Source organism: Corynebacterium sp. HMSC065D07 (assembly GCF_001810695.1).
GTDB classification, from domain to species: Bacteria; Actinomycetota; Actinomycetes; order Mycobacteriales; family Mycobacteriaceae; genus Corynebacterium; species Corynebacterium hesseae.
The window spans coordinates 89950-113349 of record NZ_KV802448.1; the positions used below are offsets into that span (position 1 = coordinate 89950).

The window sequence follows — 23400 nt, forward strand, 5'->3', positions numbered from 1 at the left end:
CACCTCCCTCTACCGATTCGGGATGCCGGAATGTGTTACTAGTGGCACATTCTATAACCCGCACCTGCCGGTTCGCTGGCTTTTCGGTCCGGGTATAGTAATGGGAAGGTATAGAAACCACTGCATATTATAAAAAGAGGTCCCAGCATGCTACGAACCATCGACCTGCGAGGAGAGGAACTTACTACCTCCCGTTTGCGCCGAGTATTGCCGCGAGGGGGCACGGACGTGTCCTCGGTGATGGGCACTGTTATCCCCATGGTGGAGAAGGTCCGTGACGGCGGAGCGGCGGCCGCCCTCGACTTCGGCGAAAAATTTGACGGCATTCGCCCGGCCGCGGTGCGTGTTCCTCAGGAGGAGCTGAAGAAAGCAGCCGATGAGCTGGACCCGAAAGTGCGGGCAGCCATCGAGGAATCCATCGCGCGCGTGCGTGCTGTCCATGCTGACCAGAGGCCGGATTCGCACACGACCACCCTGGCGCCGGGGGCAACGGTCACCGAGGTCTTTCACGCCATCGAGCGGGTGGGGCTGTATGTCCCAGGCGGCAAGGCGGTGTATCCATCTTCCGTCATTATGAACGCCGTCCCCGCCCAGGAAGCAGGCGCTGAGGCGATGGTCGTGGCCTCCCCGCCACAAAAGGAATTTGGCGGATTGCCGCACCCGACGGTGCTGGCCACGTGCCACATGCTCGGCGTGGACGAGGTGTGGGCAGTAGGCGGCGGGCAAGCCATTGCCCTTCTGGCCTATGGCGATGATGAACCGGTTACCGGTGAAAAAGCACTGGAGCCTGTCGATATCATTACCGGCCCAGGCAACGTGTTTGTTGCCGCCGCTAAACGCGCAGTGCAGGGCGTGGTGGGCATTGATGCGGAGGCAGGGCCAACGGAGATCGCCATTTTGGCAGACGATAGCGCTAACCCCGTCTACGTGGCCTATGACCTCATCTCCCAGGCAGAGCATGATCCCATGGCTGCTTCCGTGCTCATTACTGATTCAGAGGAGTTCGCCGCCGCCGTGAACGCGGAGGTAGCGCAGCGTTATACCGCCACCGCCAATGCCGAACGCGCCGCCGAGGCGCTGCGCGGTGAGCAGTCGGGCATTGTCGTGGTTGAGGACCTTGAGGCGGGAATCGCCGTCGCGGATGCCTATGCCGCCGAGCACTTGGAGGTGCACACGATAAACGCCCGGGCAGTTGCGGAGCGCATTCGCCACGCCGGTGCCATCTTCGTTGGCGACTATTCGCCCGTACCTCTTGGTGATTACACCGCGGGTTCCAACCACGTTTTGCCAACCTCTGGAACCGCGCGGTTTAGCGCAGGCTTGTCGACGCACACCTTCCTTCGCCCAGTAAACCTCATCGAGTATGACCGCGCGGCACTCGGCGAGGTAGCGGAGAACGTTATCGCCTTCGCCACCGCGGAGGCGCTGCCCGCCCACGGTGAAGCAATCGCCGCACGATTCGCCGAAGACACAGATGCCCAGAAAGGAGAGGCTTAAACCATGGCTGAGCTGAAGGATCTTCCCCTGCGTGAAGAATTGCGTGGTTCCAGCGCTTATGGTGCCCCGCAGCTGACGGTAACCAACCAACTCAATACCAACGAGAATCCTTATCCGCCGTCGGAGGCGCTGGTGAAGGACATGATGGAGGCCGTCGAGAAGCACGCACGCCAACTCAACCGCTACCCAGAGCGTGATGCCGTCGAGCTGCGCACGGCGCTGGCGGAATACGTCAGCGAGCAGACCGGTGTCACCGTGGGCGTGGAGAACGTGTGGGCAGCCAACGGCTCCAACGAGGTGCTCCAGCAGCTGCTGCAGGCCTTCGGTGGGCCGGGCCGCAGCGCGCTGGGATTTACGCCGAGCTACTCCATGCATCCGATCCTGTGCGCAGGTACGCAGACCGAATTCATTTCCTGCCCGCGCGATGAGGACTTCCGCATCGATGAGGAGGCGGCTCTGGGGGCCGTCGCCAAGCACAGCCCCGACGTCGTCTTCATCACCACCCCGAACAACCCCACCGGTGACGTCACCCCGATCGAACTGGTGGAGAAGATCGTGCAGGCCGCGCCGGGCATCGTCATCGTGGACGAGGCCTACATGGAATTCTCGCCCTCGCCGTCAGCTACAACACTGCTGGCGAAGTACCCGACCAAGCTCGTGGTCTCGCGCACGATGTCCAAGGCATTCGATTTCGCCGGCGGGCGCTTGGGCTACTTCGTGGCGGATCCCGCTTTCGTGGAAGCCGTGATGCTCGTCCGCTTGCCGTACCACCTCTCCGTGCTATCCCAGATCGCGGCCATCGTGGCTCTTGCTCACAAGGAGGAGACCTTGGGTACCGTGGCGAAGCTTTCGGCGGAGCGGGATCGGGTTGTCGCCCGCCTTCAGGAGCTTGGCTATTACGTGGTGCCGAGCGAATCCAACTTCGTCTCCTTTGGACGCTTTGCCGACCAACACGCGGTGTGGCAGGGATTCCTCGACCGCGATGTGCTGATCCGAGACAACGGCGTGCCGGGTCTCCTGCGCGCCACGATTGGGCTGCCCGAAGAGAATGACGCCTTCCTTTCGGCCGCGGCGGACTTGGCAGATACAGTAGAGATGACTAACTGAGAACTGAAACTTGAGCCCAGGAAAAGGCTCATGATGAAAAGAAGGAGCGTGGGACAATGAGCGCTGGTGAAGCTACACGCCACGACTTAGGCGACCGCATTGGCCGCGCAGAGCGCGTGACTGGGGAGACAAAGATCTCCGTTGAAATCAACCTCGATGGCACCGGCCAGGCGGATATTTCGACGGGGCTGCCGTTCTTTGACCACATGCTCAACGCTGTGTGTACCCACGGCTCCTTCGATCTTAAGGTCCATGCCGAGGGCGATATCGATATCGATGCCCACCACACGGTGGAGGACACCGCGATTGTTCTTGGCCGCGCTTTCCTCGAAGCACTGGGGGATAAGTCCGGCATCCGCCGTTTCGGTTCCCAGCTTCTGCCCATGGATGAAACGCTGGTGGAGGCCGTCGTTGACATCTCTGGGCGGCCCTACTTTGTCATGAATGGCGAGCCGGAGAACTTGGAGTGGCAGGTTATTGGCGGGCACTACGCCACGGTGATCAACCGGCACTTCTTCGAAACCTTTGCCACACACTCGGCGACGACTCTGCACGTCAACGTGCGCTATGGGCGCGATCCGCACCACATCACGGAAGCCGAGTACAAGGCAGTGGCCCGCGCCCTGCGCCAGGCTACCGAGCGGGATCCGCGAGTAACCGGAGTTCCTTCGACGAAGGGAGCACTCTAAGACGCTATGAATGTCATGGTTCTCATTCTCTTTCTTGTCGCCGGTCTGCTCGTCGGTGGCGCGTGGGCGGCGTATCAGAACGGTTCAGTATTGCTGACTGTGGTCGCGGGCGCGCTCGCGGCGGTCGCCGTGGCCGCCGCGTTGGTCTGGTTCCTCGACATCTTTTCGGCAGGATTGGCGGCAAAGTGACAGATAACGCCCCTCAGAGTGTGTGGAAGGTTGCCGGCTTCAAGGAAACCATGATCGCGGTGGTTTCCGCCTTCGGTGCGTGGTCAGTCTTGCTACCCGTGGTGCCGTTGGCTGTGTTGGATTCCGGCGGATCGGCCACGCTGGCTGGCGCCACAACCGGCGTATTCATGCTGGCCACCGTGCTCACCCAAATGGCGACTCCGATGCTGCTGCGCATCTTTGGCTACCGGCCGATCATGGCGGCGTCGGCGCTGCTCTTGGGCGTGCCGGCGTTGGGCCACATGCTGGGCGACGCCGCCCCAATCGCCCTAGGCTTTTCCGCACTGCGCGGTATTGGCTTTGGTGCCCTGACGGTGTCAGAAAACGCGCTCATCGCGGAAATCACGCCGCGGCGCTTGTTGGGCAAGGCCACTGGAATCTTCGGCCTTTTTATCGGCGCGGCACAGATGGCCTTCCTGCCCGTCGGCCTTGCCGTCGCCGCAGCGTACAACTATAACGTGGTGTACCTCTTGGCCGCCGGCCTCGGCCTTCTGGGTTTCTTTACCTGCATCCTGGTACCGCAGATCAAGGCTGCCCCGGTGGGAGTGCCGGACCCATCGGATACCACTCCGCGTGCTCCAATGTGGAAGCTTGTGCTCGTGCCGGCACTGGCGTTGATGAGCTTCTCCGTGAGCTACGGCGTGGCCTCGAATTTCATTTCGCCGGCCGTGCGCGAATTGGATCCTGAACGCGGCGCGGTTTTGGGCGGCTTCATGCTATCCGTGATTGGTGGCGCGGGCATGATTGCGCGCTACGTCGCCGGTGTCGTGGCGGACCGAGTGGGCAAGCCTGGCACACTCATGATTCCGGCCCAGGCTTCCTCGGTTGTGGGTGTGGGACTCATCGCCGCCGTGCTGTGGCAAGAGTGGTCGGTATGGCTGCTCGTGTTCGGTACGGTCATTTACGGTGCTGGCTTCGGCATCGTTCAAAACGAGGCGCTGTTGTCGATGTTTGACCGCCTCCCACGCGAGCGGCTCTCCGAGGGTTCTGCGGTGTGGAACATCTTCTACGACGGTGGTACTGGCCTTGGTTCGACGGTTCTTGGCGCCGTCGTGGCGATGTCAGGATACAAAGGCGCTTTTGCCGCAGGTGCCGCCATCATTGCGGTGGGCTTGCTCATGACTGCTGCTGATCTAGCTTTGGGTAAGACCCGCGTGAGCGAACTCAATGACATCCAAACGCGCTTGCGCAGGATTAGAAGGCCGAGGAGGCCCGGAAAGGAGCCACGATGAGCTCACACGACGTAGTTGTCCTTGATTATGGTGCCGGCAACGTCCGCTCGGCTGTGCGCGCACTGGAACGGGTCGGTGCCACCGTGACGGTAACCGCAGACCCGAAGCTGGCGGTGGAAGCCGATGGCTTGTTGGTGCCCGGCGTAGGCGCCTTCGCTGCCTGTATGGAAGGCCTGCGTGCGGCCCAGGGCCCACGGATCATTGGCCAACGCCTAGCTGGCGGCCGCCCGGTTCTCGGTATCTGCGTAGGTATGCAGATTCTCTTTGAGTCCGGTACAGAACACGGCGTTTTTACGGAAGGCTGTGGTGAGTGGCCGGGGGAGGTGACCCGCTTGCAGTCGCCGGTTCTGCCCCATATGGGCTGGAACACCGTCGAGCTTCCCGACGATAGCCTTATGTTCCATGGCGTGAGCGCGCAGGATCGCTTCTACTTCGTGCACTCCTATGCCGCGCGGAGCTGGGAGCTCGAGACTGAAATCACTGAGCCGCCGAAGGTAGCGTGGTCCGAATATGGCGGTGACCGTTTTGTCGCCGCGGTAGAAAACGGTGCGCTATGGGCCACGCAATTTCATCCGGAGAAGTCGGGTGACGTCGGCTCGCAGCTGCTAAAGAACTGGATTGGAACGCTTTAAAGAGCCCACTCGAAAGGTAGACTACCCACCATGAGCTTTACACTGTTGCCCGCGGTTGATGTCGTCGACGGTCAGGCGGTTCGCCTTGATCAGGGAGAGGCCGGAACTGAAAAGCCCTATGGCTCGCCGCGTGAGGCCGCCCTTAAGTGGCAGGCCCAAGGCGCGCAGTGGCTGCACGCAGTAGATCTGGACGCAGCCTTTGGCCGCGGCTCCAACCACGAGCTGCTCGCTGAGATCACCACGAGCGTGGACCTTAACGTGGAGTTGACCGGAGGTATCCGGGATGATGACTCCTTGGCCCGTGCACTCGCCACCGGAGCCCGCCGCGTCAATATTGGTACCGCGGCTTTGGAGAACCCCGAATGGATTGCCAAGGTCTTGGCAGAGCATGGTGACCGCATCGCGGTCGATCTCGCAGTGCGGATGGTGGACGGCGAGTGGCGCACGCGCGGTAACGGCTGGGTTTCCGATGGTGGCGACCTCTGGGAGGTCCTCGAGCGCCTTGACGCCGTTGGTTGCACTCGCTTCGTGGTGACGGACGTGTCCAAGGACGGGACGCTGCAAGGTCCCAATATCGAACTGCTGCGTGAGGTTGCGGCCGCCACGGAGGCAAAGGTAACAGCCTCCGGTGGGATTTCCACCCTTGATGATCTGCGTGAATTGGCCCTCTACGAAAATGAGGGAATTGATTCCGCCATCATCGGCAAGGCTCTCTATGAGGAGCGCTTCACACTGGAGGAGGCGCTCGCGGCGGTTGCGGAAGTTACTCCGTTGCCGGGCGAAGAATACATTGACCCGATCGAGGAGAGGTAGGCCAATGGCCCCGATGTCAGGAACCTCCGCGTCGGATCCGCGCGAACTCGTGGCCTTTGCAGAAGCAGCGGTGGACCAGGTTGATGATCTCTTCCGCCGGGGCCTCGGTGCAGCGCCCGCGCGTTTCAAGGGCGAAGGGGACTTTGCCACCGAGGTGGATTTGCTGATTGAACAGCAGCTGCGACTGACGCTGAACCAGCTCACCGGTATCCCGGTACTCGGTGAAGAATCAGGCGGCAGCCTTGAAGATACGGTGTGGGTTGTGGATCCCGTGGATGGAACCGCGAACTACTCAGCCGGGAATCCATGCTGCGGCATTCTTGTCACGCTTATCCACGAAGCAAAGCCGGTTGTTGCAGTAGCGGATTTCCCCCTGCTACACCGCCGCGTCGTTGCGGCGCAGGGCATGCAGCTGCGAACCAGCGGCGGCCCCTCCACTGGTTTCGGTGGTGGCGAAGAAGCCCAGGGATTCGACGAGGCTCGTGGCCACGTGGGCTGCTCCTCGCACCTGCCGACGGGCCTGTTCAATGATCTCCGGGAGACCGGGCTGCGTCCCCGCATGACCGGGTCCGTGGGTCTGGATAATGCATTTGTGGCTCAAGGCGTGTTTGACGGCGCGGTGAATTTCTCGCCGCACCCGTGGGATAACGCGGCGGGTGCTCTCATGATCAAGGCTGCCGGTGGCCGCGTGAGTGATCCAGAAGGCAACGAGTGGACCGCGCATTCACAGGGATTCGTGGGCGGTACCCCGCAGGTGCATGCCACGATCTTGGATGCCATCGCCCGAAACCCCCGCGGAAGCCGTTGATACGCGTTTGGCTTGCCTAGGACGCTAGCGCTGGTCGCTGGCGCCGCATACCGGACTTGAATTTCACCAATCGGCAGTTCGATTCGAGCTGCCTTTCATTTCGCTTTGAGCTTTAGGAGGATTGTCACCATGGCTCTTGCCGTGCGAGTGATCCCGTGCCTTGACGTTGATAATGGCCGCGTGGTCAAAGGCATTAACTTTGAAAACCTGCGTGATGCCGGCGACCCAGTCGAGTTGGCCGCCCATTACGACCGCGTGGGTGCTGATGAGCTGACTTTTCTCGACGTGTCAGCGTCGAAGGACGGCCGCGGTACCATGCTTGACGTCGTACGCCGCACCGCCGATCAGGTCTTTATCCCGCTGACCGTTGGCGGTGGGGTGCGGTCTGTCGACGACGTCCGCGAACTGCTGCGTGCCGGCGCCGATAAGGTCTCCGTCAACTCCTCTGCCATCGCGCGCCCGGAGCTGCTGCGCGAGCTCGCGGATGTGTTTGGCTCGCAGTGCATTGTGTTGTCGGTGGATGCGCGCCGTGCTGCAGATTTCCCCAGCGGATTCGAGGTCACCACGCATGGCGGAACGCGTTCTGCGGGTCTCGATGCCGTGGAATGGGCCAAGCGCGGTGAGGAATTGGGCGTCGGCGAAATCTTGCTGAACTCCATGGACGGCGACGGAACCAAGGCGGGCTTCGATATCGAATTGATCGAGGCAGTGCGCGAGAAAGTTTCCGTTCCGATCATCGCCTCCGGCGGTGCGGGAAAGGCCGAGCACTTCCCACCGGCTGTCGACGCTGGGGCAGATGCGGTGCTGGCCGCCAGCATTTTCCACTTCGGAGAAGTAGAGATCTCTGAGGTCAAGCAGGCGCTAGCCGCGGCAGGCAAGGAGGTGCGACAGTGACGAGGAACAGTGACAACCCCACCACCGACCCAACGGCTGTCGGGGCTTATGAGCTGAGTGATGAGATTGCTCAGCAACTTAAGCGCAACGAGGCGGGGCTTGTTCCAGCCATTGTGCAGTCTGAGCGCGGTGAGGTGCTCATGTTGGCGTGGATGGATGACCATGCCTTGGCCTACACGTTGGCGACGCGCCGCGGAACCTACTATTCACGTTCCCGCCGCGAGTATTGGATCAAAGGCCTAACATCCGGCAACACCCAAGAAGTGGTCGGCGCGCGCTTGGATTGCGATGGTGACACCATCCTGCTCACCGTTCGTCAGCGCGGCGGGGCATGCCATACCGGTGACCGGACCTGTTTCGATGCACGTGATCTCATAGGGGAGGAGAATGATGGCTAAGCGCATTGGGCCCTTGTTGATGTTTGTCGGTGCCATCCTATTGTGGTTGTCTTCCCGCATGACGTGGGTAAAGGCTGCGGTTGAGGATGATAAGGCCGGCTCCAGCGTTGCGGAGCTATCGGGTTCCTTGTGGTCCCTCGAGCTCATCGCGTTGAGCGTTGTGGTCCTCGCTGGCGGTGTTGCGGCCTTCGCGCTACGGCGCACCGGCCGCCGAATCGTATCTGGCCTCACAGCACTTGCCGCGGCGGCTGCGGGATGGCGCCCTGTTGCGTTGCTGACCGCCGGCCCGGAGGCGCAGCGCGCCGAGGAACTGCTGCAGGGAGGCACGAATGATACCTCCGTGGAGTCCACAACCATTTCTGACTGGGCCACGGTGCTCTCCGCGGATGCCTCGACTGCCGGCCCTGTCCTCGCCCTCGTCGGCGCTGCACTCGCGCTCTTTGGTGCGGTCATGGTGGCCAGCAATCCGGGAGGCGATAAGCCCCGCTCCGCCAAATATGAGACACCAGCTGTACGGCAGGAGCGCCTGCAGGAAGATCTAGAAACCTCCCAGGATTCTGGCCGCGTGATGTGGGACGCTTTGGACGCCGATATCGACCCCACGGATCCTCGCACCACCTAGGGGAGGCGGCGGCACGAGCCACCGGCTCGTCTCATCTCCACCACGGGGTGTTGCGCTGATAGAAGGGGACCCCGGATTTCTGGTTGGAGGTAAGAGCGCGCTAGCCTAAGTGTGATCTCGAACTCCATCCTGTTTCTTTCATTGAGTTTCCTTCGGGGAAGGGAGGTGCTCCATGCCTACCCCGATTGCCGTCGATCACCTCGTGGCCGGCGTACTAGCTGATGTCGCCGCGCGGGAGGCCCGCGTTCCCTTCAAGGAAGTAAAGGCGCGTTCCCGAGACATGGATGCCCCGCGCGATGCTGCACAGGCTTTGCTGCGTCCGGGATGCTCTATCATTACCGAAATCAAGCGCGCCGTACCTTATGGCGGTGAAATTGCGCACTTGGAGAGCCCGCAGTCCGTGGCAGCGTTGGCGCATAGCCTGGAGGAAGCCGGAGTGCATGTGATGGCGTGCCAAACGGATCGCCGCCGCTTCCACGGTTCCCTCGAAGACATGCGGGCGGCCCGGTCCGCCGTTGACATACCGATGCTATGCCGCGACACCATCGTCGACCCCTATCAGATCCATGAGGCGCGGTGCTATGGGGCGGATGCGATTCCCCTGCAAGTGGAGCTGCTCGACCAGGCTCGCCTCGAGTCTCTCCTAGACCGCGTGGAATCCCTCGGCATGACCGCCATCCTGGAGGTTCGTACGTGCGCTGAGGTGGATCGCGTCATTAAGGCAGGGGGAACTGTCGTGGCGATCAACGCGTGGTCTTTGGCCTCCGATGCTATTAATCGGGAGGCCTTTTCTACTATTTCGCCGGGTCTTCCTGAGAGCATGACGCGCATCGCGGTGGGCGGGGTCAACAGCCCACGAAACGTGTTGTCCTATGCTTCTCAGGGCGCTGATGCAATCTTGGTTGGTGAGTCCATCATGGCTGCCCAAGACCCCATGGCCTTGGCGCGTTCTTTGGTGGCTACCGGCCAGCATCCGGCGTGCCCTTCGCGCAGGAGCTAGACGCGTTGTAGCGGGCGTCATTTTCAGGCACACTGTTTCCCGTGCAAATTTACAATCTCGCCAACATTCCCTCTCCGCCGCAAGGCGTGTGGCATCTAGGTCCGGTCCCAATTCGCGCTTATGCCATGTGCATCATCGTCGGCATCCTCGTTGCGATGTGGATGACGCTGCGCCGCTATACCGCCCGCGGTGGAAACCCGGATGTGGTGTGGGATGCGGCCTTGGTGGTGATACCGGCCGGAATTATTGGTGGGCGCCTCTACCACGTGATTACGGATAACGAAAAGTACTTCTGTTCCACGTGCAATCCAGTTGATGCGCTGAAGATTACCAACGGCGGCCTCGGCATTTGGGGCGCAGTGGCGCTAGGCACAATAGCAGTGTGGATCATGTTCAAGGTTAAAGGCATCCCATTGGGGCCATTTGCGGACGCCGTCGCGCCCGGACTTGTCTTGGCCCAAGCTATCGGGCGCTTGGGTAATTGGTTCAATCAGGAGCTCTACGGCCGTGAAACCACGGTTCCGTGGGCCTTGGACATCTACTACCGAGTAAATGACAGCGGCGCGTACGCACCAATCAGCGGACGCTCGACCGGGGAAGTAGTGACCTCAGTGCATCCGACCTTCCTCTATGAACTGTTGTGGAATGTGGCGGTGTGTGTGTTCCTGCTGTGGGCGCACAAGGCGTTCAAACTCGGCCATGGGCGTGTGTTCGCGCTGTACGTTGCCGGATACACGGCGGGGCGCTTCGTTGTAGAAAACATGCGCGCTGATGAGGCCACACACATCTTCGGGTTGCGTGTCAACGTCATCGTTTCGGTGGTCTGCTTCGTTGTTGCGCTCATCGTGTACTTCCGGTTGCCACGTGGGCAGGAGTCACCGGAGGAAGTGGATCCCGCTCGTGCCGCGGAAGTTGAGAAGAATGGTGGCTCCGCAGGCTTTAATTAGGTACAGCTTTCGTAGCGTCTGCCTGTTTTAGGCGCTGAAAACAGAAAAAGTAGCCGGGATCACACACGGTGTTTTGAGCTCTTATTCGGAAGCCTGTGGTTCCGAATGATGAGTACGAAATGCCCAGATGTGCCCGGTTATTCCCGTTTGTTGCCGAATATTTGGGGCTTTGCTCAGCCCTGGAGAGCACTCGGGATGAGGCTTGAAAACGCGCTACGAGCGTCATTCGTAGTGGCCGAGACCAGTAAACCGGGGTAGTTTGGGAACCGTTAGAAGCTCCCGATGTGAGTAAGGCATTCCATGTTGGATAGAAGAACCAAAATCGTTTGTACGTTGGGTCCCGCGGTAGCAAGCAAGGAAGGAATCCTTGGCCTCGTTGAAGCGGGCATGGACGTGGCGCGTCTGAACATGTCTCACGGCGAGCACGCGGATCATGAAGCGAACTATCGCTGGGTCCGCGAGGCTACCGATGAGACCGGCCACGCCGTCGGTGTGTTGGCGGACTTGCAGGGTCCGAAGATCCGTCTGGGTCGCTTCATCAACGGTGAAGAGATGTGGAAGGACGGAGAGATCGTCCGCATCACTGTTGAGGACGTGGAAGGCACGCACGACCGCGTGTCCACCACGTACAAGAACCTGGCGAAGGACGCGAAGCCGGGTGACCGCCTGCTTATCGACGATGGCAAGGTCGCCGTCGTGTGCAAGGAAGTCGACGGCAACGACGTCGTCTGTGAGGTCACCGAAGGCGGACCGGTCTCGAACAACAAGGGCGTGTCCCTGCCGGGTATGGACATTTCCGTCCCGGCTCTGTCGGAAAAAGACATCGCAGATCTCCGCTTCGCCTTGAAGCTTGGCGTGGACTTGATTGCTCTGTCCTTCGTGCGTTCCCCGGCCGACGTGGACAAGGTCCACGAGATTATGGATGAGGAAGGCCGCCGCGTTCCGGTCATCGCCAAGCTGGAGAAGCCGGAAGCTGTCGATGCCCTCGAGTCCATCGTGCTGGCATTCGATGCTATCATGATTGCCCGCGGTGACCTCGGCGTCGAGGTGCCGCTGGAGCAGGTTCCGCTGTTCCAGAAGCGCGCCATCCAGATTGCGCGTGAGAACGCCAAGCCGGTAATCGTGGCAACGCAGATGCTCGATTCCATGATTTCCAATCTGCGGCCGACCCGCGCGGAGGCGTCCGACGTTGCCAACGCGGTGCTCGACGGCGCCGATGCAGTCATGCTCTCCGGTGAGACGTCCGTGGGCATCGACCCGCAGAATGTCGTGCGCACCATGTCCAAGATCGTCGCGAATGCCGAGCAGGGTGGCCGTGTTCCTCCGCTGACGCACGTTCCGCGCACCAAGCGCGGTGTCGTGTCCTACTCCGCACGTGATATCGCTGAGCGCCTTAACGCGAAGGCAATCGTAGCGTTCACCACCTCCGGTGATACCGCAAAGCGCGTGGCTCGTTTGCACTCGCCGCTGCCGCTGCTTGCCTTTACCCCGCACCCGGCTGTGCGCTCGCAGCTGGCCTTGACCTGGGGCGCCGAGACCTTCCTGAGTGAATCGGTGGAGTCCACCGATAACATGATGGAAGCCATCGATGAGGCGCTGCTGGGGATGGATAAGTACAAGGAAGGCGACATGATCGTCGTCATCGCCGGTACGCCTCCTGGAATCTCTGGTAACACCAACATGATTCAGGTCCACGAGCTGGGTCAGACGCTGCGCGATAAGTAGGGCTCTCGCGCAGTAAGGCAACGCCGCCTCACTCGGCCTCCTTCCCCGCAAGGGCGGAAGGGGGTGATTGAGTGAGGCGGCGTTTTGTCTTGAAGGACTACCCATCTAAGGGTTAATAGGCACTAGCGCGCCTATTAACCCCGTCTACCTAGACGTTGGCGATGGGAGTCGGGGCCAGCTTCCACACCTCGTTGGCGTAGTCGGCGATTGTGCGGTCGGAGGAGAAGCGGCCGGAGTAGCAGATATTAAGCCATGCCTTCTTGGCCCATGCCAGCTCATCAGCGTCATAGTCGGCTGCCATGCGGTCGCGGGTCTCGCGGTAGTCGGCAAAGTCCCCAAGAACGTAGTAGGTGTCCTGGGCGTGCTCGCCAAATCCATCGAGCAAGGAGGAGCGAAGATCTCCAAACATGCCCGCATTTTCAGAGCCCAGCGTGCCATCGGTGAAGGCGTCGAGGACGCGTGCCAAGCCCGGAACCGTGTTGTAGAGCTCACCCGGGTTGTACTCGGCGCGCAGCTGCGGGATCTCCTCGTTGCGGGCACCGAAGATGTAGGCGTTTTCTTCGCCCACTGCCTCGACGATCTCCACGTTGGCGCCGTCCATGGTGCCCAAGGTCAGGGCACCGTTCATCATGAACTTCATGTTGGAGGTACCGGAGGCTTCCTTGCCAGCGACGGAAATCTGCTCGGAGACGTCAGCGGCCGGGATGATGTGCTCGGCGGGGGAGACGTTGTAGTTCTCAACGAAGACCACGTTGAGTACGTCCTTGGTGGCTGGGTCGTTGTTGACCACGTCACCGATGGCGTTGATGAGCTTGATGATGGCCTTGGCGCGGACATAGCCCGGGGCGGCCTTCGCACCGAAGATGAAGGTGCGCTTCGGGACGGTCTCTCCGTCGACCTTGATGCGGAAGTACAGGTCCAGGATGTAGAGTGCGTTCATCAGCTGGCGCTTGTACTCGTGCAGGCGCTTAATCTGGACGTCGAAGATGGAATCCGGGTCTACGGATGCGCCTTGGTGCGCGTCAATCCAGGCGGCGAAATCCTGCTTGTTGGCGCGCTTGATATTGATGAGTTGGCGCAGTACCTTCTCATCCTCAGCCAAAGGAGCCAGCTTCGCCAGCTCGGTCAGATCGGTGACCCAGGCATCGGAGCCAGCTTGTTCTGTGAGCAGGTCGGACAGGCGCGGGTTGCACATGCGCAGCCAGCGGCGCGGGGTCACACCGTTGGTCTTGTTGTTGAACTTCTCCGGCCACAGCTCGTGCCACTCGGAGAGCGTGTCCGCCTTGATGATTTCGGTGTGTAGGGCGGCGACGCCGTTGATGGAGTACGCGGCATAGCAGGCGATCCACGCCATGTGCACGTGGCCGTCGGATACCGGGGCCATGTAGTCGATGCGGCCCTGATCCAGGCCGCGTTGGGCCATGTCCTCGCGGAAGCGGCGGTCGATCTCCTCCACCAGTTCCCAGATGCGCCAGAACAGCTTCTGGAAGATGGACACTTCCCAGCTCTCCAGGGCCTCAGCTAGCACCGTGTGGTTGGTGTAGGCGAAGGTCTCGGTGACGACCTTCCAGGCTTCATCCCAGCCCATCCCGTGTTCGTCGAGAAGCAGGCGGAGCAATTCCGGGATGGCCAGCACCGGGTGGGTGTCATTGAGCTGGATGCAGTTGTACTCAGCGAAGCCGGTGAGGTCTTCGCCGTGGTGCTCGATGTAGTTATCGATCATCTGCTGCAGCGAAGCCGATACGAAGAAGTACTGCTGGCGAACGCGCAGGACCTTGCCCTCGTAGGTGGTGTCGTTGGGGTAGAGCACGCGGCAGATATCCATGACGCGCTCGCGCTCGACGATGGCCTCGGTGAAGCGCTGCGAGTTGAAGGCATCGTAATCGAATTCATCGATGGGTTCGGACTTCCACAGGCGCAGGGTGCCCACGTTATCGGTGCCATAGCCGGTAATCGGCATGTCATAGGGGATGGCGCGCACGTCCATGTCGTCGAAGTGGACCAAGCGCTGTTCGGAAGCGCGGCGAATGATGAAGTCGTAGCCGTTTTCCATCCATGCATCCGGCTCCTCGCGTTGGAACCCGTTGTCGAAGGACTGGCGGAACAAGCCATAGCGGTACAAGAGGCCATAGCCGGTCACCGGGTAGTCCTGGGTGACAGCGGAGTCGAGGAAGCAGGCGGCGAGGCGGCCCAAGCCGCCGTTGCCGAGTGCGGCATCGTGCTCGGCTTCGAGGACATCAGCCAACTCGTGGCCCGCAGCCTTAGTAGCGGCGCGGGCCTCATCGACGAGACCGACGTTGGTGAGGTTGTTGAGCAGGGCACGACCCTGCAGGAACTCAGCGGAGAAGTAGTGCTGCTGACGAGTGGCGGCGTAGGCGCTGCGGGTGGCCTCCCAATTGTCTGCAATCTGCTCCATCACCGAGGAGGACAGACCGGACCAAAACTTGCGGTCGGTCGCACGAGAGGGGGAGACGCCGGCTGCGGCGCGAACGTGTCCAGGAACTGCGGATTGGAAATCGGAGTGCTGGGGTTGGCTCATGAGAATCCCTTCACTTGAGGCATATAAATGCGGAAAAATACCAACTCCCAAGCTTAACCAGTTCTGTATGCGCCTGCAGACCAGGACACTGACCAACGTTTCACGCAGACCGTGATGCCGAGTGGCGTTGGGCACAGAGGCTTAGCGTCCAAGGAAAGACAGAACGGCGGCGGCCCCGGCGCGAGTGGCCGAGCGCATCGTGGGCTCATAGTCCGGTAGGAAGGTGGCCTGGTGGTTAACGGGCGGGTTGTCGAGGAGGTTTTCCGGTGTGGAGCCGATGAACCAGAAGTAATAAGGCACGCCCCAGGCCTGCGGGAGATAGCAAAAGTCCTCGGAGACGGTGGAGGGCGCGGCGGTGACGGAGAGCTCGCCGAAGACCTCATCGAAGGAGGCGCGAACAGCCTGGTGGGTGGCAGCGTCGTTATCGGTGACCTCGCCGTGAGCGAAGTATTCGAAGGTCGGTGCTGCCGGGCACCCGGACGCCTCGCATTCGGCGCGCACCATGCGCTCGAGGGAGGCGTAGACGCGCTCGGCCAATTCCGGTTTGTAATAACGCGTGTTGAGCACTAGCTCGGCGCCGCCTGGAATGATGTTGTTCTTATCACCCGAATGTAGCTCGCCCACCGAGATGACGAAGAAGTCATGGGGAGGAACTTCGCGGCCGACGATGGCCTGCAGACGCGTGACCACCATGGCGGCCACATAGGAGGGGTCGATGGCCTCGTGCGGCATGGAGGCGTGCGCCGAGCGCCCCGTGATGCGAATGCGAAGGGAGTCGCAGCCGGCCAGGATGGGGCCGGCGGTGGATTGGATTTGCCCAGCGGGGCCCGGCATGACGTGCTGGCCGAAGCACACATCCGGTGCGGGAACGCGCTCGGTGAGCCCGTCGGCGATCATGTATTTGGCACCCATGGACGATTCTTCGGCGGGCTGGAACAGTGCTAGGAAGGTGCCGCGCCAGGCGTTGCGGTGGGCGTCGAGAATCGCGCACGCGCCGAGCAACGCAGTGGCGTGCACATCGTGCCCGCAGGCATGCATCGCGCCGTTGGTGGAGGCGAAGAGGACGCCGGTTTCCTCGGCTACAGGGAGAGCATCGAAATCCGCCCGCATCAGCGCGGTGGGGCCATCCCCATTGCGGAAGATAGCGACGATACCGTGTCCGCCGATGCCGGTGACGAGTTCACAATCGTAGTTTTCTAGTTGTTCCAGAATCCGCCCGGCGGTGCGTTCCTCTTCATGGGAGAGCTCAGGATGGGCATGCAGATCCTCGTAGAAGGCCCGTTGCCAGCTGAGATCGACGGAATCGTTCACTAAGAGCTCGGTCAGACGAGAAAGTGTGGGATCTGCCATAGTTACTGTCCTCCAAGTTTGGGTAGGGTTACCTACATGCCATTGATTCACTTTGATGTTCTGGTGCCGGATGCCCAAGCCGAGCGTGTGGCCGAAATCTTTAGTACTGCCACCCACAAGCTGGTGGACAATAACTCACTGGCCTCTGCTGAGGTTACTCGCGTGCACGAGCCCGCACTCCCGGAGGGGCTGGAAGAGCAGCTGCGCCAGACCTACCGGGAGGAGCACGAAGAACGTGACCTCGAAGACGCAAATGTTTACCGCTACGCCATCGACGTCGATGGCGTGAAGGGGTCTGTTAACCAGCTGACCATGGTCCTCGCGCGCCTGTTAACTCCGCATTCGGTCCTGCCGAAGGATCATGTGTTGCTGGAGGATGAGCTCGCCCACGAGCGCCCGGCCATCTTCCCGTGGGCGGTGCAGGTAACCCCTTAGCCCCTGCAGAGGGCTGTAGAGAGTTTTAGTTCTGCAGAAAGCTGTGGACGAGGCGTTCGGCTGCGGCGCTCAAGCGCTGGGCGACGTCCCCGCGTCCCTCCCCGCGTCCCTCCCCGCCGAGCTCCTCTAGGAGTGCGCCTTGCGGCGCCGGTGCCGTAGCGGAGCCAGCGATGATGCCCAGCGTCGGCGGCCCGGTCATCTCCGCCAGCGTGCCCACGACTTTTCCGGTGAGCGATTGATCGTCGAAGCGCCCCTCACCGGTGAGGACGAGATCAGCCTCGGCGATGCGCGCGGGCAGGTCGAGCGCCTCGGCCACATAGCGCCCGCCGGGAACGATGCGGCAGTGCTCCGCCGTGCCCCACAGTGTGCGTGAGAGCCAGCTTAAGGCGATGGGGATGCCGCCGGCGGCACCCAAGAACTCCGCTTGCAGGTCGGTATCCGTGACCTCGCATAGCTTCAGCATCGCGCCGGCGAGCAGCGCCACCTGTTCGCCCTCGGCGCCCTTTTGAGGGCCGTACATCGTCGCGGCCTGGATGGGAACGGCGCGCGTGTCGGTGACCAAGGTGTAGTCCAGCATGGCCGCCTTCATGTTGAGCTGTGCGGTGTCAATGTGATCGAGGTTGACCAGCGGGGCGCCGCCTTTGGGCAGGGCGTAGCCGCGGGAATCGTGGGCGGCGGCGCCGAGCGCGGCGAGGATGCCGAGCCCGCCGTCGATGCTGGCGCTGCCGCCAAGCCCCAAGACGATGTGCTTGGCGCCGCGCGATTCGGCGTCGGCAAGCAGCACTCCCGTGCCATAGGAATCCGCGTGGAGCGGATCGAGGGCGTCGGAGACAGCGGGCAGGCCGGTGGCCGCCGCGACGTCGATGAAGGCCGTGTCACCCACGAGCTGGTAGCTGGCCTCGGTGAGGCGCCCGATGGCATCGGTGGTGGGCAGCGTAATGGTCTGGCCCGCCGTACCGTCGCGGTGAACGGCAGCGCTGGCGAGTACCTCCGCGGTGCCCTCGCCACCATCGGCCATAGGGAGAGTGGTTACCTGTGCCGTAGCGGCGTGCGGGGAGGACCCGAGGGCGCGGCGCGCGCCCAAAGCAATGGCGGCAGCGGCTTCGGTGGCAGTGGCGGTGCCTTTAAAAGAGTCGGGGGCAACAAGTATGCGCATGCGCATGAGTATATGGAAGCGGAAACGGGAAAAAATTTTCGCCCTCTGACCTGCCTTTAATAAATTTCCCCGTACGCTCGTCTTGCAATTTAGGTCGATTGATAGAAAACTAGCGGTTGTTCAACGGAGGACGCACCAGCAGCTAAACACGGTGCCGAATGAAAGGATTGCCATGTCCATCGACCAGCAAATCTCCGACTATTACAGCAAGCTTCTCAAGCGCAATGCTGGTGAACCGGAATTCCACCAGGCGCTCGCTGAGGTCCTGGATTCCCTCAAGATCGTCCTCAACAAGGACCCTCACTACGCTGATTATGGCTTGGTCGAGCGGCTGTGCGAACCCGAGCGCCAGCTCATCTTCCGTGTCCCGTGGGTGGATGACAACGGCCAGATTCAGGTCAACCGCGGCTTCCGCGTGCAATTCAACTCGGCCCTCGGCCCGTACAAGGGCGGCCTGCGCTTCCACCCGAGCGTGAACCTGGGCATCATCAAGTTCCTTGGCTTCGAGCAGATTTTTAAGAACTCGCTGACCGGCCTGCCCATCGGCGGCGGCAAAGGCGGTTCTGACTTCGACCCGAAGGGCAAGTCCGAAGCCGAGGTCATGCGCTTTTGCCAGTCCTTCATGACGGAGCTACACAACCACATCGGCGAGTACCGCGATGTGCCGGCCGGCGATATCGGCGTGGGTGGCCGCGAAATTGGATTCCTGTTTGGCCAGTACCGCCGCTTAGAAAACAAGCACGAGTCCGGGGTCCTCACGGGCAAGGGGCTGACCTGGGGTGGCTCCCTCGTGCGCACTGAGGCCACCGGTTACGGCCTGGTGTATCTGACTTCGGAGATGATGAAGACCCACGGCGAGTCCTTCGACGGCGCCAAGGTCATTGTTTCCGGCTCCGGCAACGTTGCTATCTACGCCGCCGAGAAGGTTCAGCAGCTCGGCGGAACCGTCGTGGCGATGTCCGATTCCTCCGGCTACATCACGACGCCGAACGGCGTGGACTTGGAGCTGCTCAAAGACATCAAGGAAGTACGCCGCGAGCGCATCTCTACCTACGCCGGCGAGGCTGGCGCGGGCGTGGAGTACCACGAGGGCGGCAACGTATGGGAGGTCAGCGCCGACGTTGCCCTGCCGTGTGCGACCCAGAACGAGCTCGACGGCGATGACGCCAAGCTCCTGGTAAAGAACCACATCCGCTACGTTGCTGAGGGTGCAAACATGCCGTGTACCCCGGAAGCCGCGCACTACTTCGGGGAGAGCGGAATCGCCTTCGCGCCGGGCAAGGCCGCGAATGCGGGCGGTGTGGCAACCTCCGCGCTGGAGATGCAGCAGAACGCATCCCGTGACTCCTGGTCCTTCGAGTACACCGACCAACGCCTGCATGAGATCATGTCCAATATCTTCCGCAACATCGACAAGACCTCCAAGGAATACGGCCTGGAAGGTGACTACGTGGCGGGCGCCAACATTGCCGGCTTCAAGAAGGTGGCCGACGCCATGCTGGCCCAAGGCGTAATCTAGCCGTTTCCTTATCTCTGTATCCGCGCTTAACCTCCTCGCTTGCCGGGGAGGTTTTCGCCATTTCTTCCCGCGTGGGATACGTCGCAGTGCGCGTGCGCTTGGATAGGCTGGTGCCATGTACCGCGTATTTGAGTCCCTCGATGAACTTGTTCGCAATCTGGAACAGGCCTATGCCGTTCCCATGACCTCCAACTGCATGGTTCCGCGCCACGAAATGCTGGCGCTTCTCGACGATCTCCGTAACGCCCTCCCCGTTGAAATGGATGACGCCCAGGACGTCCTAGACAAGCAGGACGAGATCCTCCAGGGTGCCGAGGAGCGCGCGGAGCAGATTATTTCTGAGGCCAACGCCGAGGCCGATGACACCGTTGCCCGTGCGCGTGAGGACTCAGACGCCATGCTTGCCGACGCCCAACACCGCGCCACCACCTTGGTAGCCCAGGCGGAAGACGAGGCCGCCAACCTCGTGGATAACGCGCGTTCCGACGCCGAGCGCACCCGCGCCCAGGCGGATGAGGAGTACCAGCGCGCCGTCGCAGCAGGCCAAGCCGAGCAGGACCGCTTGGTCTCCGAATCCGAGGTTGTGCGCCGCGCCGACGATGAGGCACACCGCATTGTGGAGACCGCGCACTCTGAGTCCAACCGCCTGCGCACCGAGTGCGATGAATTCGTTGACGCCAAGCTCGGGGAGTTCGAGACCACCTTGTCTGACCTCTTGCGTACCGTCAACAACGATCGCTCCGCGCTGCGGCGGGGCGCCGGCGTGCGTTCCCGCGGTGAATCACATGGTGAGGGACGAAGCGCTGTGCGCGAGACCCGGGAGCCTGTGCGCCGTGCGCCGCGTGCGCCCCGTGATTACTAAGTCGAATTGTTGAATTAAGGCGCGGGCAACTATCTAGCGGTGACGCTTCGGCTCTGCCGAAGCGAGGAAGAGTCCTGTGCCGCAGCGCGCGCCTGTTCCGCGCGCCGAATTCGGGCGGCTTCCTTGGCCGGCATGGTGCTTAAGGCTGCGGCCAATCCCGCGGCGACGAGGCCCGGCAGTGCATAAAGCACCCACATAATGCCGAAGTCCGTGCCCGTGGTGTGGGGCTCGGAGATAGGGCCCCAGGCGGCGTCGACAAGCAACAGCACCACATCGACCGCACCGACGGTCAGCATCATCACACCAATTCCCATGCCGGCGGCAGAAAAAGACTCGCGCGCGCTCCACGCGATGAGCGCGGCACACAGCGAGAACAGCGCCGATGAGAGTATGACGATAGGCCCAAAATGCAGGGGAAGAAAGGACACCGCGCCCACGGCCAATCCCGCAAGGGCACTGGCGAGGGCCGCGCGGTGCAGGGAGAGGCCGGCATCGCCGAAAATGCTAGGGCGGACTCGCGTGATGAGGCGGCGGCAGGTCACTCCCACGACGGCCAGGACTACGGCGGGGACAAGGCACTGCAAGGGAAAGCTGAGCGCGAGTTCACGTGCCGTGGCGCCCAGAGACGCCGTGTCGGTCGCGGTGTAGCTCATGGAGTTTTAGGCTAAAAGCCACAGGCGAAAGAATCGAGCCTTGTGGGCAAGCGCTTAAGCGGCTATGACCCAACATTCAGGCGCTTGCCAGTCTAGGGCGCGTGGGTCAGCACAGGGTAAGCTGGTGGGCGTTATGAAATCACCATTGAAGTTCGACGTGACGGAATTGCTCCGCAGCCAAGGGGCTGAAGCGCTGCCTGAGCACCGCGTGCAAACCGGACCCGCCCCCGAGCGCATCGGCGTGGAAATGATCGGCATCCCGGAAGGTGCTGAGGTTAAGGTGGACGCCACCTTGACGCCGTTGGGCTCCGGCGTGTTGGTGGACGCTGATATCACCGGCACCCTCAGCGGCGAATGCGCACGCTGCTTAGCTGAGCTACATCCAGCACTAGATCTCCACGTATCCCAGGTTTTCTCCGCGGATGAGTCCTTCATCAGCGGGGATGAAACAGAGGAAGAGGATCGCGGTTCCGGCGATGAAATCCCCGAAATTGAGGACGGTGTCCTTGACCTCCTGCAGACCGTGATTGATGAGGCAGGTTTGGTGCTTCCTTTCGCGCCGACGTGTGAGGATGGTTGCGAAGTAGATGTTCCCGAAGGCGTGACCACGGGGGTCTCCGGGGAAGAAGAGCGCGTCGATCCGCGCTGGTCCGGACTGGAGAAATTCCTATGAGCAAGAAGAAGAAACTCACCGGCGAGCAGGCACTTGCCGCAGCATTCGCGGAGGTGGACCACGGTCCGCTGCTCAAGGCGCTCGGCGTGGAGCTCAACGATGAGCTGCTGTGTTTGGCGCTGACGCACCGTTCCTTTGCCAACGAGAACGGTCACCTGCCCAACAATGAGCGTCTGGAGTTCCTCGGGGACGCGGTCTTAGGCTTGTCCATCGCGGCCAAGCTCTACGAAAAGTTCCCATCGCGCCCCGAATCCGACATCTCTAAGATGCGCGCATCCATTGTTTCGCGCTACGGCTTGTCTGACGTAGCCCGTGAAATCGGGGTGGGTCAACACGTCCTGTTGGGCAAGGGTGAGCAATCTACCGGCGGCCGTGACAAGGACTCCATCTTGGCCGATACCACCGAGGCCATCTTGGGGGCCATCTACCGCCAGCATGGTTTCGAGGTCGCCCGCGGGGTGGTGCTGCGGCTGTTTGCCGCCAAGGTTGAGAACGCCGTGGTATCCGGCCGCCACATGGACTGGAAGACGACCTTGCAGGAGCTGTGCGCCGAGCTGAAGGCCGCCATGCCGGTGTATTCGGCCACCTCGACTGGCCCCGAGCACGATCAGACCTTTAATGCCGTTGCCACGGTGGCCGGTCTGACCGTGGGTAGGGGAACGGGACACAACAAGAAGCTTGCGGAGCAGCAGGCGGCGGAAGAAGCTTGCCAGGCGCTGCGTGAGACTCCGTTGCTGGTGCAGGGCACCGCCGGCAAAGAGAACTAGCCCACGAGGACTCGATGCCAGAGCTGCCTGAGGTTGAGTCCGTCCGCCGCGGGCTCGAGCCCTACGTCGTGGGGCGTTCCTTCGCGGCGGTCGATGTCCTCCACCCGCGCGCCAATCGCAAGCAGGAGGCACCGCTGTCCGCGCTGCTCGTGGGCAGGAGGATCGCCGCGGTGGCGCGCCGCGGCAAGTTCATGTGGCTGGAGTTTGCCGATGAGGACCGCACTGATCCTGCCCGCGATGTGCTCTTTATCCACCTCGGAATGTCGGGGCAGGTGCGGATCGGTGAGGTGGATTCACCCCACGTGCGCATCGCCGCCGTGCTTGACGACGCCACCCGCATCAGCTTCGTCGACCAGCGTACTTTTGGCTATTGGCATCTCGGCCCGTGGCTCACCATGGCGCATATCGCGCCCGATCCCCTCGAAGCAGACTTTGACCTCACCGCGGCGGGGAGGCGCCTGCGCGCAAAACGTACGGCGGTGAAAGTTGCCCTGCTGGATCAAACTGTGCTCAGCGGAGTGGGCAATATCTATGCGGATGAGGCGCTGTGGGCGGCTCAGATTTCTCCGTTGAAGAAGGCCAGCGCCCTGCGGCAGCGCGATGCCGTCGCGGTGATTTCCGCGGCCACCGACGTTATGCGCTCCGCCCTTGAGGTTGGCGGGACCAGCTTTGACGCGCTGTACGTCAACGTCAACGGCGAATCCGGGTATTTTGACCGTTCCTTGCATGCCTATGGGCGTGGCGGGCAGCCCTGTGATCGCTGCGGCGAGGACATCGTGAAAACCGTGTTGGGCGGGCGCGGTACCCACTATTGCCCGTCCTGTCAGCGCCGTGGGGTGGGGAAGTAGTTAGGC

General features: G+C 61.8%; 24 protein-coding genes. 20 read left to right on the forward strand and 4 right to left on the reverse strand.

All coding sequences use genetic code 11. The annotated features are described in order from the left end of the window. Positions 1-147: 147 nt before the first annotated feature. From hisD to pyk, 14 genes are all read left to right on the forward strand, one after another. Complete coding sequence (gene hisD, locus HMPREF2760_RS06110; protein WP_070596860.1) at positions 148-1497, forward strand: histidinol dehydrogenase; 1350 nt, start codon at positions 148-150, stop codon at positions 1495-1497. A gap of 3 nt (positions 1498-1500) precedes the next feature. Continuing rightward, positions 1501-2604 (forward strand): histidinol-phosphate transaminase, encoded by a 1104-nt coding sequence (locus tag HMPREF2760_RS06115; protein WP_070596861.1) that lies wholly within the window; start codon positions 1501-1503, stop codon positions 2602-2604. 56 nt (positions 2605-2660) lie between these two features. Continuing rightward, positions 2661-3293, forward strand: a complete 633-nt coding sequence (gene hisB / locus HMPREF2760_RS06120; RefSeq protein WP_070519938.1) for an imidazoleglycerol-phosphate dehydratase HisB — start codon at positions 2661-2663, stop codon at positions 3291-3293. A 6-nt stretch (positions 3294-3299) separates the two neighbouring features. Further along, positions 3300-3482 carry a hypothetical protein gene (locus tag HMPREF2760_RS06125; protein WP_070519941.1) on the forward strand — a complete coding sequence of 61 codons (183 nt, stop codon included), beginning with the start codon at positions 3300-3302 and terminating at the stop codon, positions 3480-3482. A 50-nt stretch (positions 3483-3532) separates the two neighbouring features. Beyond that, the gene (locus tag HMPREF2760_RS06130; RefSeq protein WP_070596922.1) at positions 3533-4753 is read left to right on the forward strand and encodes an MFS transporter; all 1221 of its coding nucleotides are present in this window, start codon (positions 3533-3535) and stop codon (positions 4751-4753) included. Next, positions 4750-5385 (forward strand): imidazole glycerol phosphate synthase subunit HisH, encoded by a 636-nt coding sequence (hisH, locus tag HMPREF2760_RS06135; RefSeq protein WP_070596862.1) that lies wholly within the window; start codon positions 4750-4752, stop codon positions 5383-5385. Before HMPREF2760_RS06130 ends, hisH begins: the two co-directional genes overlap by 4 nt. Positions 5386-5415: 30 nt before the next feature. After that, on the forward strand, positions 5416-6198 hold the full coding sequence (gene priA, locus HMPREF2760_RS06140; RefSeq protein ID WP_070596863.1) for a bifunctional 1-(5-phosphoribosyl)-5-((5-phosphoribosylamino)methylideneamino)imidazole-4-carboxamide isomerase/phosphoribosylanthranilate isomerase PriA: 783 nt from the start codon (positions 5416-5418) through the stop codon (positions 6196-6198). A 4-nt stretch (positions 6199-6202) separates the two neighbouring features. Beyond that, positions 6203-7006 carry an inositol monophosphatase family protein gene (locus tag HMPREF2760_RS06145; RefSeq protein WP_070596864.1) on the forward strand — a complete coding sequence of 268 codons (804 nt, stop codon included), beginning with the start codon at positions 6203-6205 and terminating at the stop codon, positions 7004-7006. A gap of 129 nt (positions 7007-7135) precedes the next feature. Then, the gene (gene hisF / locus HMPREF2760_RS06150; RefSeq protein ID WP_070596865.1) at positions 7136-7900 is read left to right on the forward strand and encodes an imidazole glycerol phosphate synthase subunit HisF; all 765 of its coding nucleotides are present in this window, start codon (positions 7136-7138) and stop codon (positions 7898-7900) included. Positions 7901-7953: 53 nt separating this feature from the next. Further along, complete coding sequence (hisI, locus tag HMPREF2760_RS06155; RefSeq protein ID WP_227486122.1) at positions 7954-8298, forward strand: phosphoribosyl-AMP cyclohydrolase; 345 nt, start codon at positions 7954-7956, stop codon at positions 8296-8298. Further along, positions 8291-8920: a TIGR02234 family membrane protein gene (locus tag HMPREF2760_RS06160; RefSeq protein WP_185963337.1), complete on the forward strand. Its 630-nt coding sequence runs from the start codon at positions 8291-8293 to the stop codon at positions 8918-8920. The genes hisI and HMPREF2760_RS06160 overlap by 8 nt, the downstream gene beginning before the upstream one ends. Positions 8921-9092: 172 nt before the next feature. Then, positions 9093-9920, forward strand: coding sequence for an indole-3-glycerol phosphate synthase TrpC (locus HMPREF2760_RS06165; RefSeq protein WP_070596868.1), 828 nt, complete (start codon positions 9093-9095; stop codon positions 9918-9920). A gap of 41 nt (positions 9921-9961) precedes the next feature. After that, positions 9962-10867 (forward strand): prolipoprotein diacylglyceryl transferase, encoded by a 906-nt coding sequence (gene lgt / locus HMPREF2760_RS06170; RefSeq protein WP_070562730.1) that lies wholly within the window; start codon positions 9962-9964, stop codon positions 10865-10867. 303 nt (positions 10868-11170) lie between these two features. After that, positions 11171-12592: a pyruvate kinase gene (gene pyk, locus HMPREF2760_RS06175; RefSeq protein WP_070520168.1), complete on the forward strand. Its 1422-nt coding sequence runs from the start codon at positions 11171-11173 to the stop codon at positions 12590-12592. A 148-nt stretch (positions 12593-12740) separates the two neighbouring features. On the opposite strand, the gene HMPREF2760_RS06180 is transcribed toward pyk, so the two are convergent. Then, entirely contained in the window at positions 12741-15131 is a 2391-nt protein-coding gene (locus tag HMPREF2760_RS06180) for a glycogen/starch/alpha-glucan phosphorylase (protein WP_070596869.1), read from the reverse strand. 141 nt (positions 15132-15272) lie between these two features. Then, a complete protein-coding gene (locus HMPREF2760_RS06185) occupies positions 15273-16481 on the reverse strand; it encodes an amidohydrolase (protein WP_070596870.1) in 1209 nt (402 codons plus the stop codon). Positions 16482-16517: 36 nt separating this feature from the next. Here HMPREF2760_RS06185 and HMPREF2760_RS06190 point away from each other — a divergent pair, with 36 nt between their 5' ends. Next, a complete protein-coding gene (locus HMPREF2760_RS06190; protein ID WP_070596871.1) occupies positions 16518-16916 on the forward strand; it encodes a hypothetical protein in 399 nt (132 codons plus the stop codon). A 25-nt stretch (positions 16917-16941) separates the two neighbouring features. Here the strand turns inward: HMPREF2760_RS06190 and HMPREF2760_RS06195 are convergent, their stop codons facing one another. Then, positions 16942-18072, reverse strand: coding sequence for a glycerate kinase (locus tag HMPREF2760_RS06195; protein WP_168164090.1), 1131 nt, complete (start codon positions 18070-18072; stop codon positions 16942-16944). A gap of 172 nt (positions 18073-18244) precedes the next feature. On the opposite strand from HMPREF2760_RS06195, the gene gdhA reads away from it, so the two are divergent. Continuing rightward, complete coding sequence (gene gdhA, locus HMPREF2760_RS06200) at positions 18245-19591, forward strand: NADP-specific glutamate dehydrogenase (RefSeq protein ID WP_070533237.1); 1347 nt, start codon at positions 18245-18247, stop codon at positions 19589-19591. 115 nt (positions 19592-19706) lie between these two features. Next, positions 19707-20453, forward strand: a complete 747-nt coding sequence (locus HMPREF2760_RS06205; protein WP_070596873.1) for a DivIVA domain-containing protein — start codon at positions 19707-19709, stop codon at positions 20451-20453. Positions 20454-20482: 29 nt separating this feature from the next. On the opposite strand, the gene HMPREF2760_RS06210 is transcribed toward HMPREF2760_RS06205, so the two are convergent. Further along, positions 20483-21106, reverse strand: coding sequence for a hypothetical protein (locus HMPREF2760_RS06210; protein ID WP_246823634.1), 624 nt, complete (start codon positions 21104-21106; stop codon positions 20483-20485). A gap of 133 nt (positions 21107-21239) precedes the next feature. On the opposite strand from HMPREF2760_RS06210, the gene HMPREF2760_RS06215 reads away from it, so the two are divergent. Genes HMPREF2760_RS06215 through mutM form a run of 3 tightly spaced genes read left to right on the forward strand, consistent with a single transcriptional unit; the run spans position 21240 to position 23394 of the window. Continuing rightward, positions 21240-21779: a YceD family protein gene (locus HMPREF2760_RS06215; RefSeq protein ID WP_070519975.1), complete on the forward strand. Its 540-nt coding sequence runs from the start codon at positions 21240-21242 to the stop codon at positions 21777-21779. Next, positions 21776-22546: a ribonuclease III gene (gene rnc / locus HMPREF2760_RS06220; protein ID WP_070596874.1), complete on the forward strand. Its 771-nt coding sequence runs from the start codon at positions 21776-21778 to the stop codon at positions 22544-22546. Before HMPREF2760_RS06215 ends, rnc begins: the two co-directional genes overlap by 4 nt. 14 nt (positions 22547-22560) lie before the next feature. Next, on the forward strand, positions 22561-23394 hold the full coding sequence (gene mutM, locus HMPREF2760_RS06225; protein WP_070533235.1) for a bifunctional DNA-formamidopyrimidine glycosylase/DNA-(apurinic or apyrimidinic site) lyase: 834 nt from the start codon (positions 22561-22563) through the stop codon (positions 23392-23394). Positions 23395-23400: the final 6 nt, after the last annotated feature.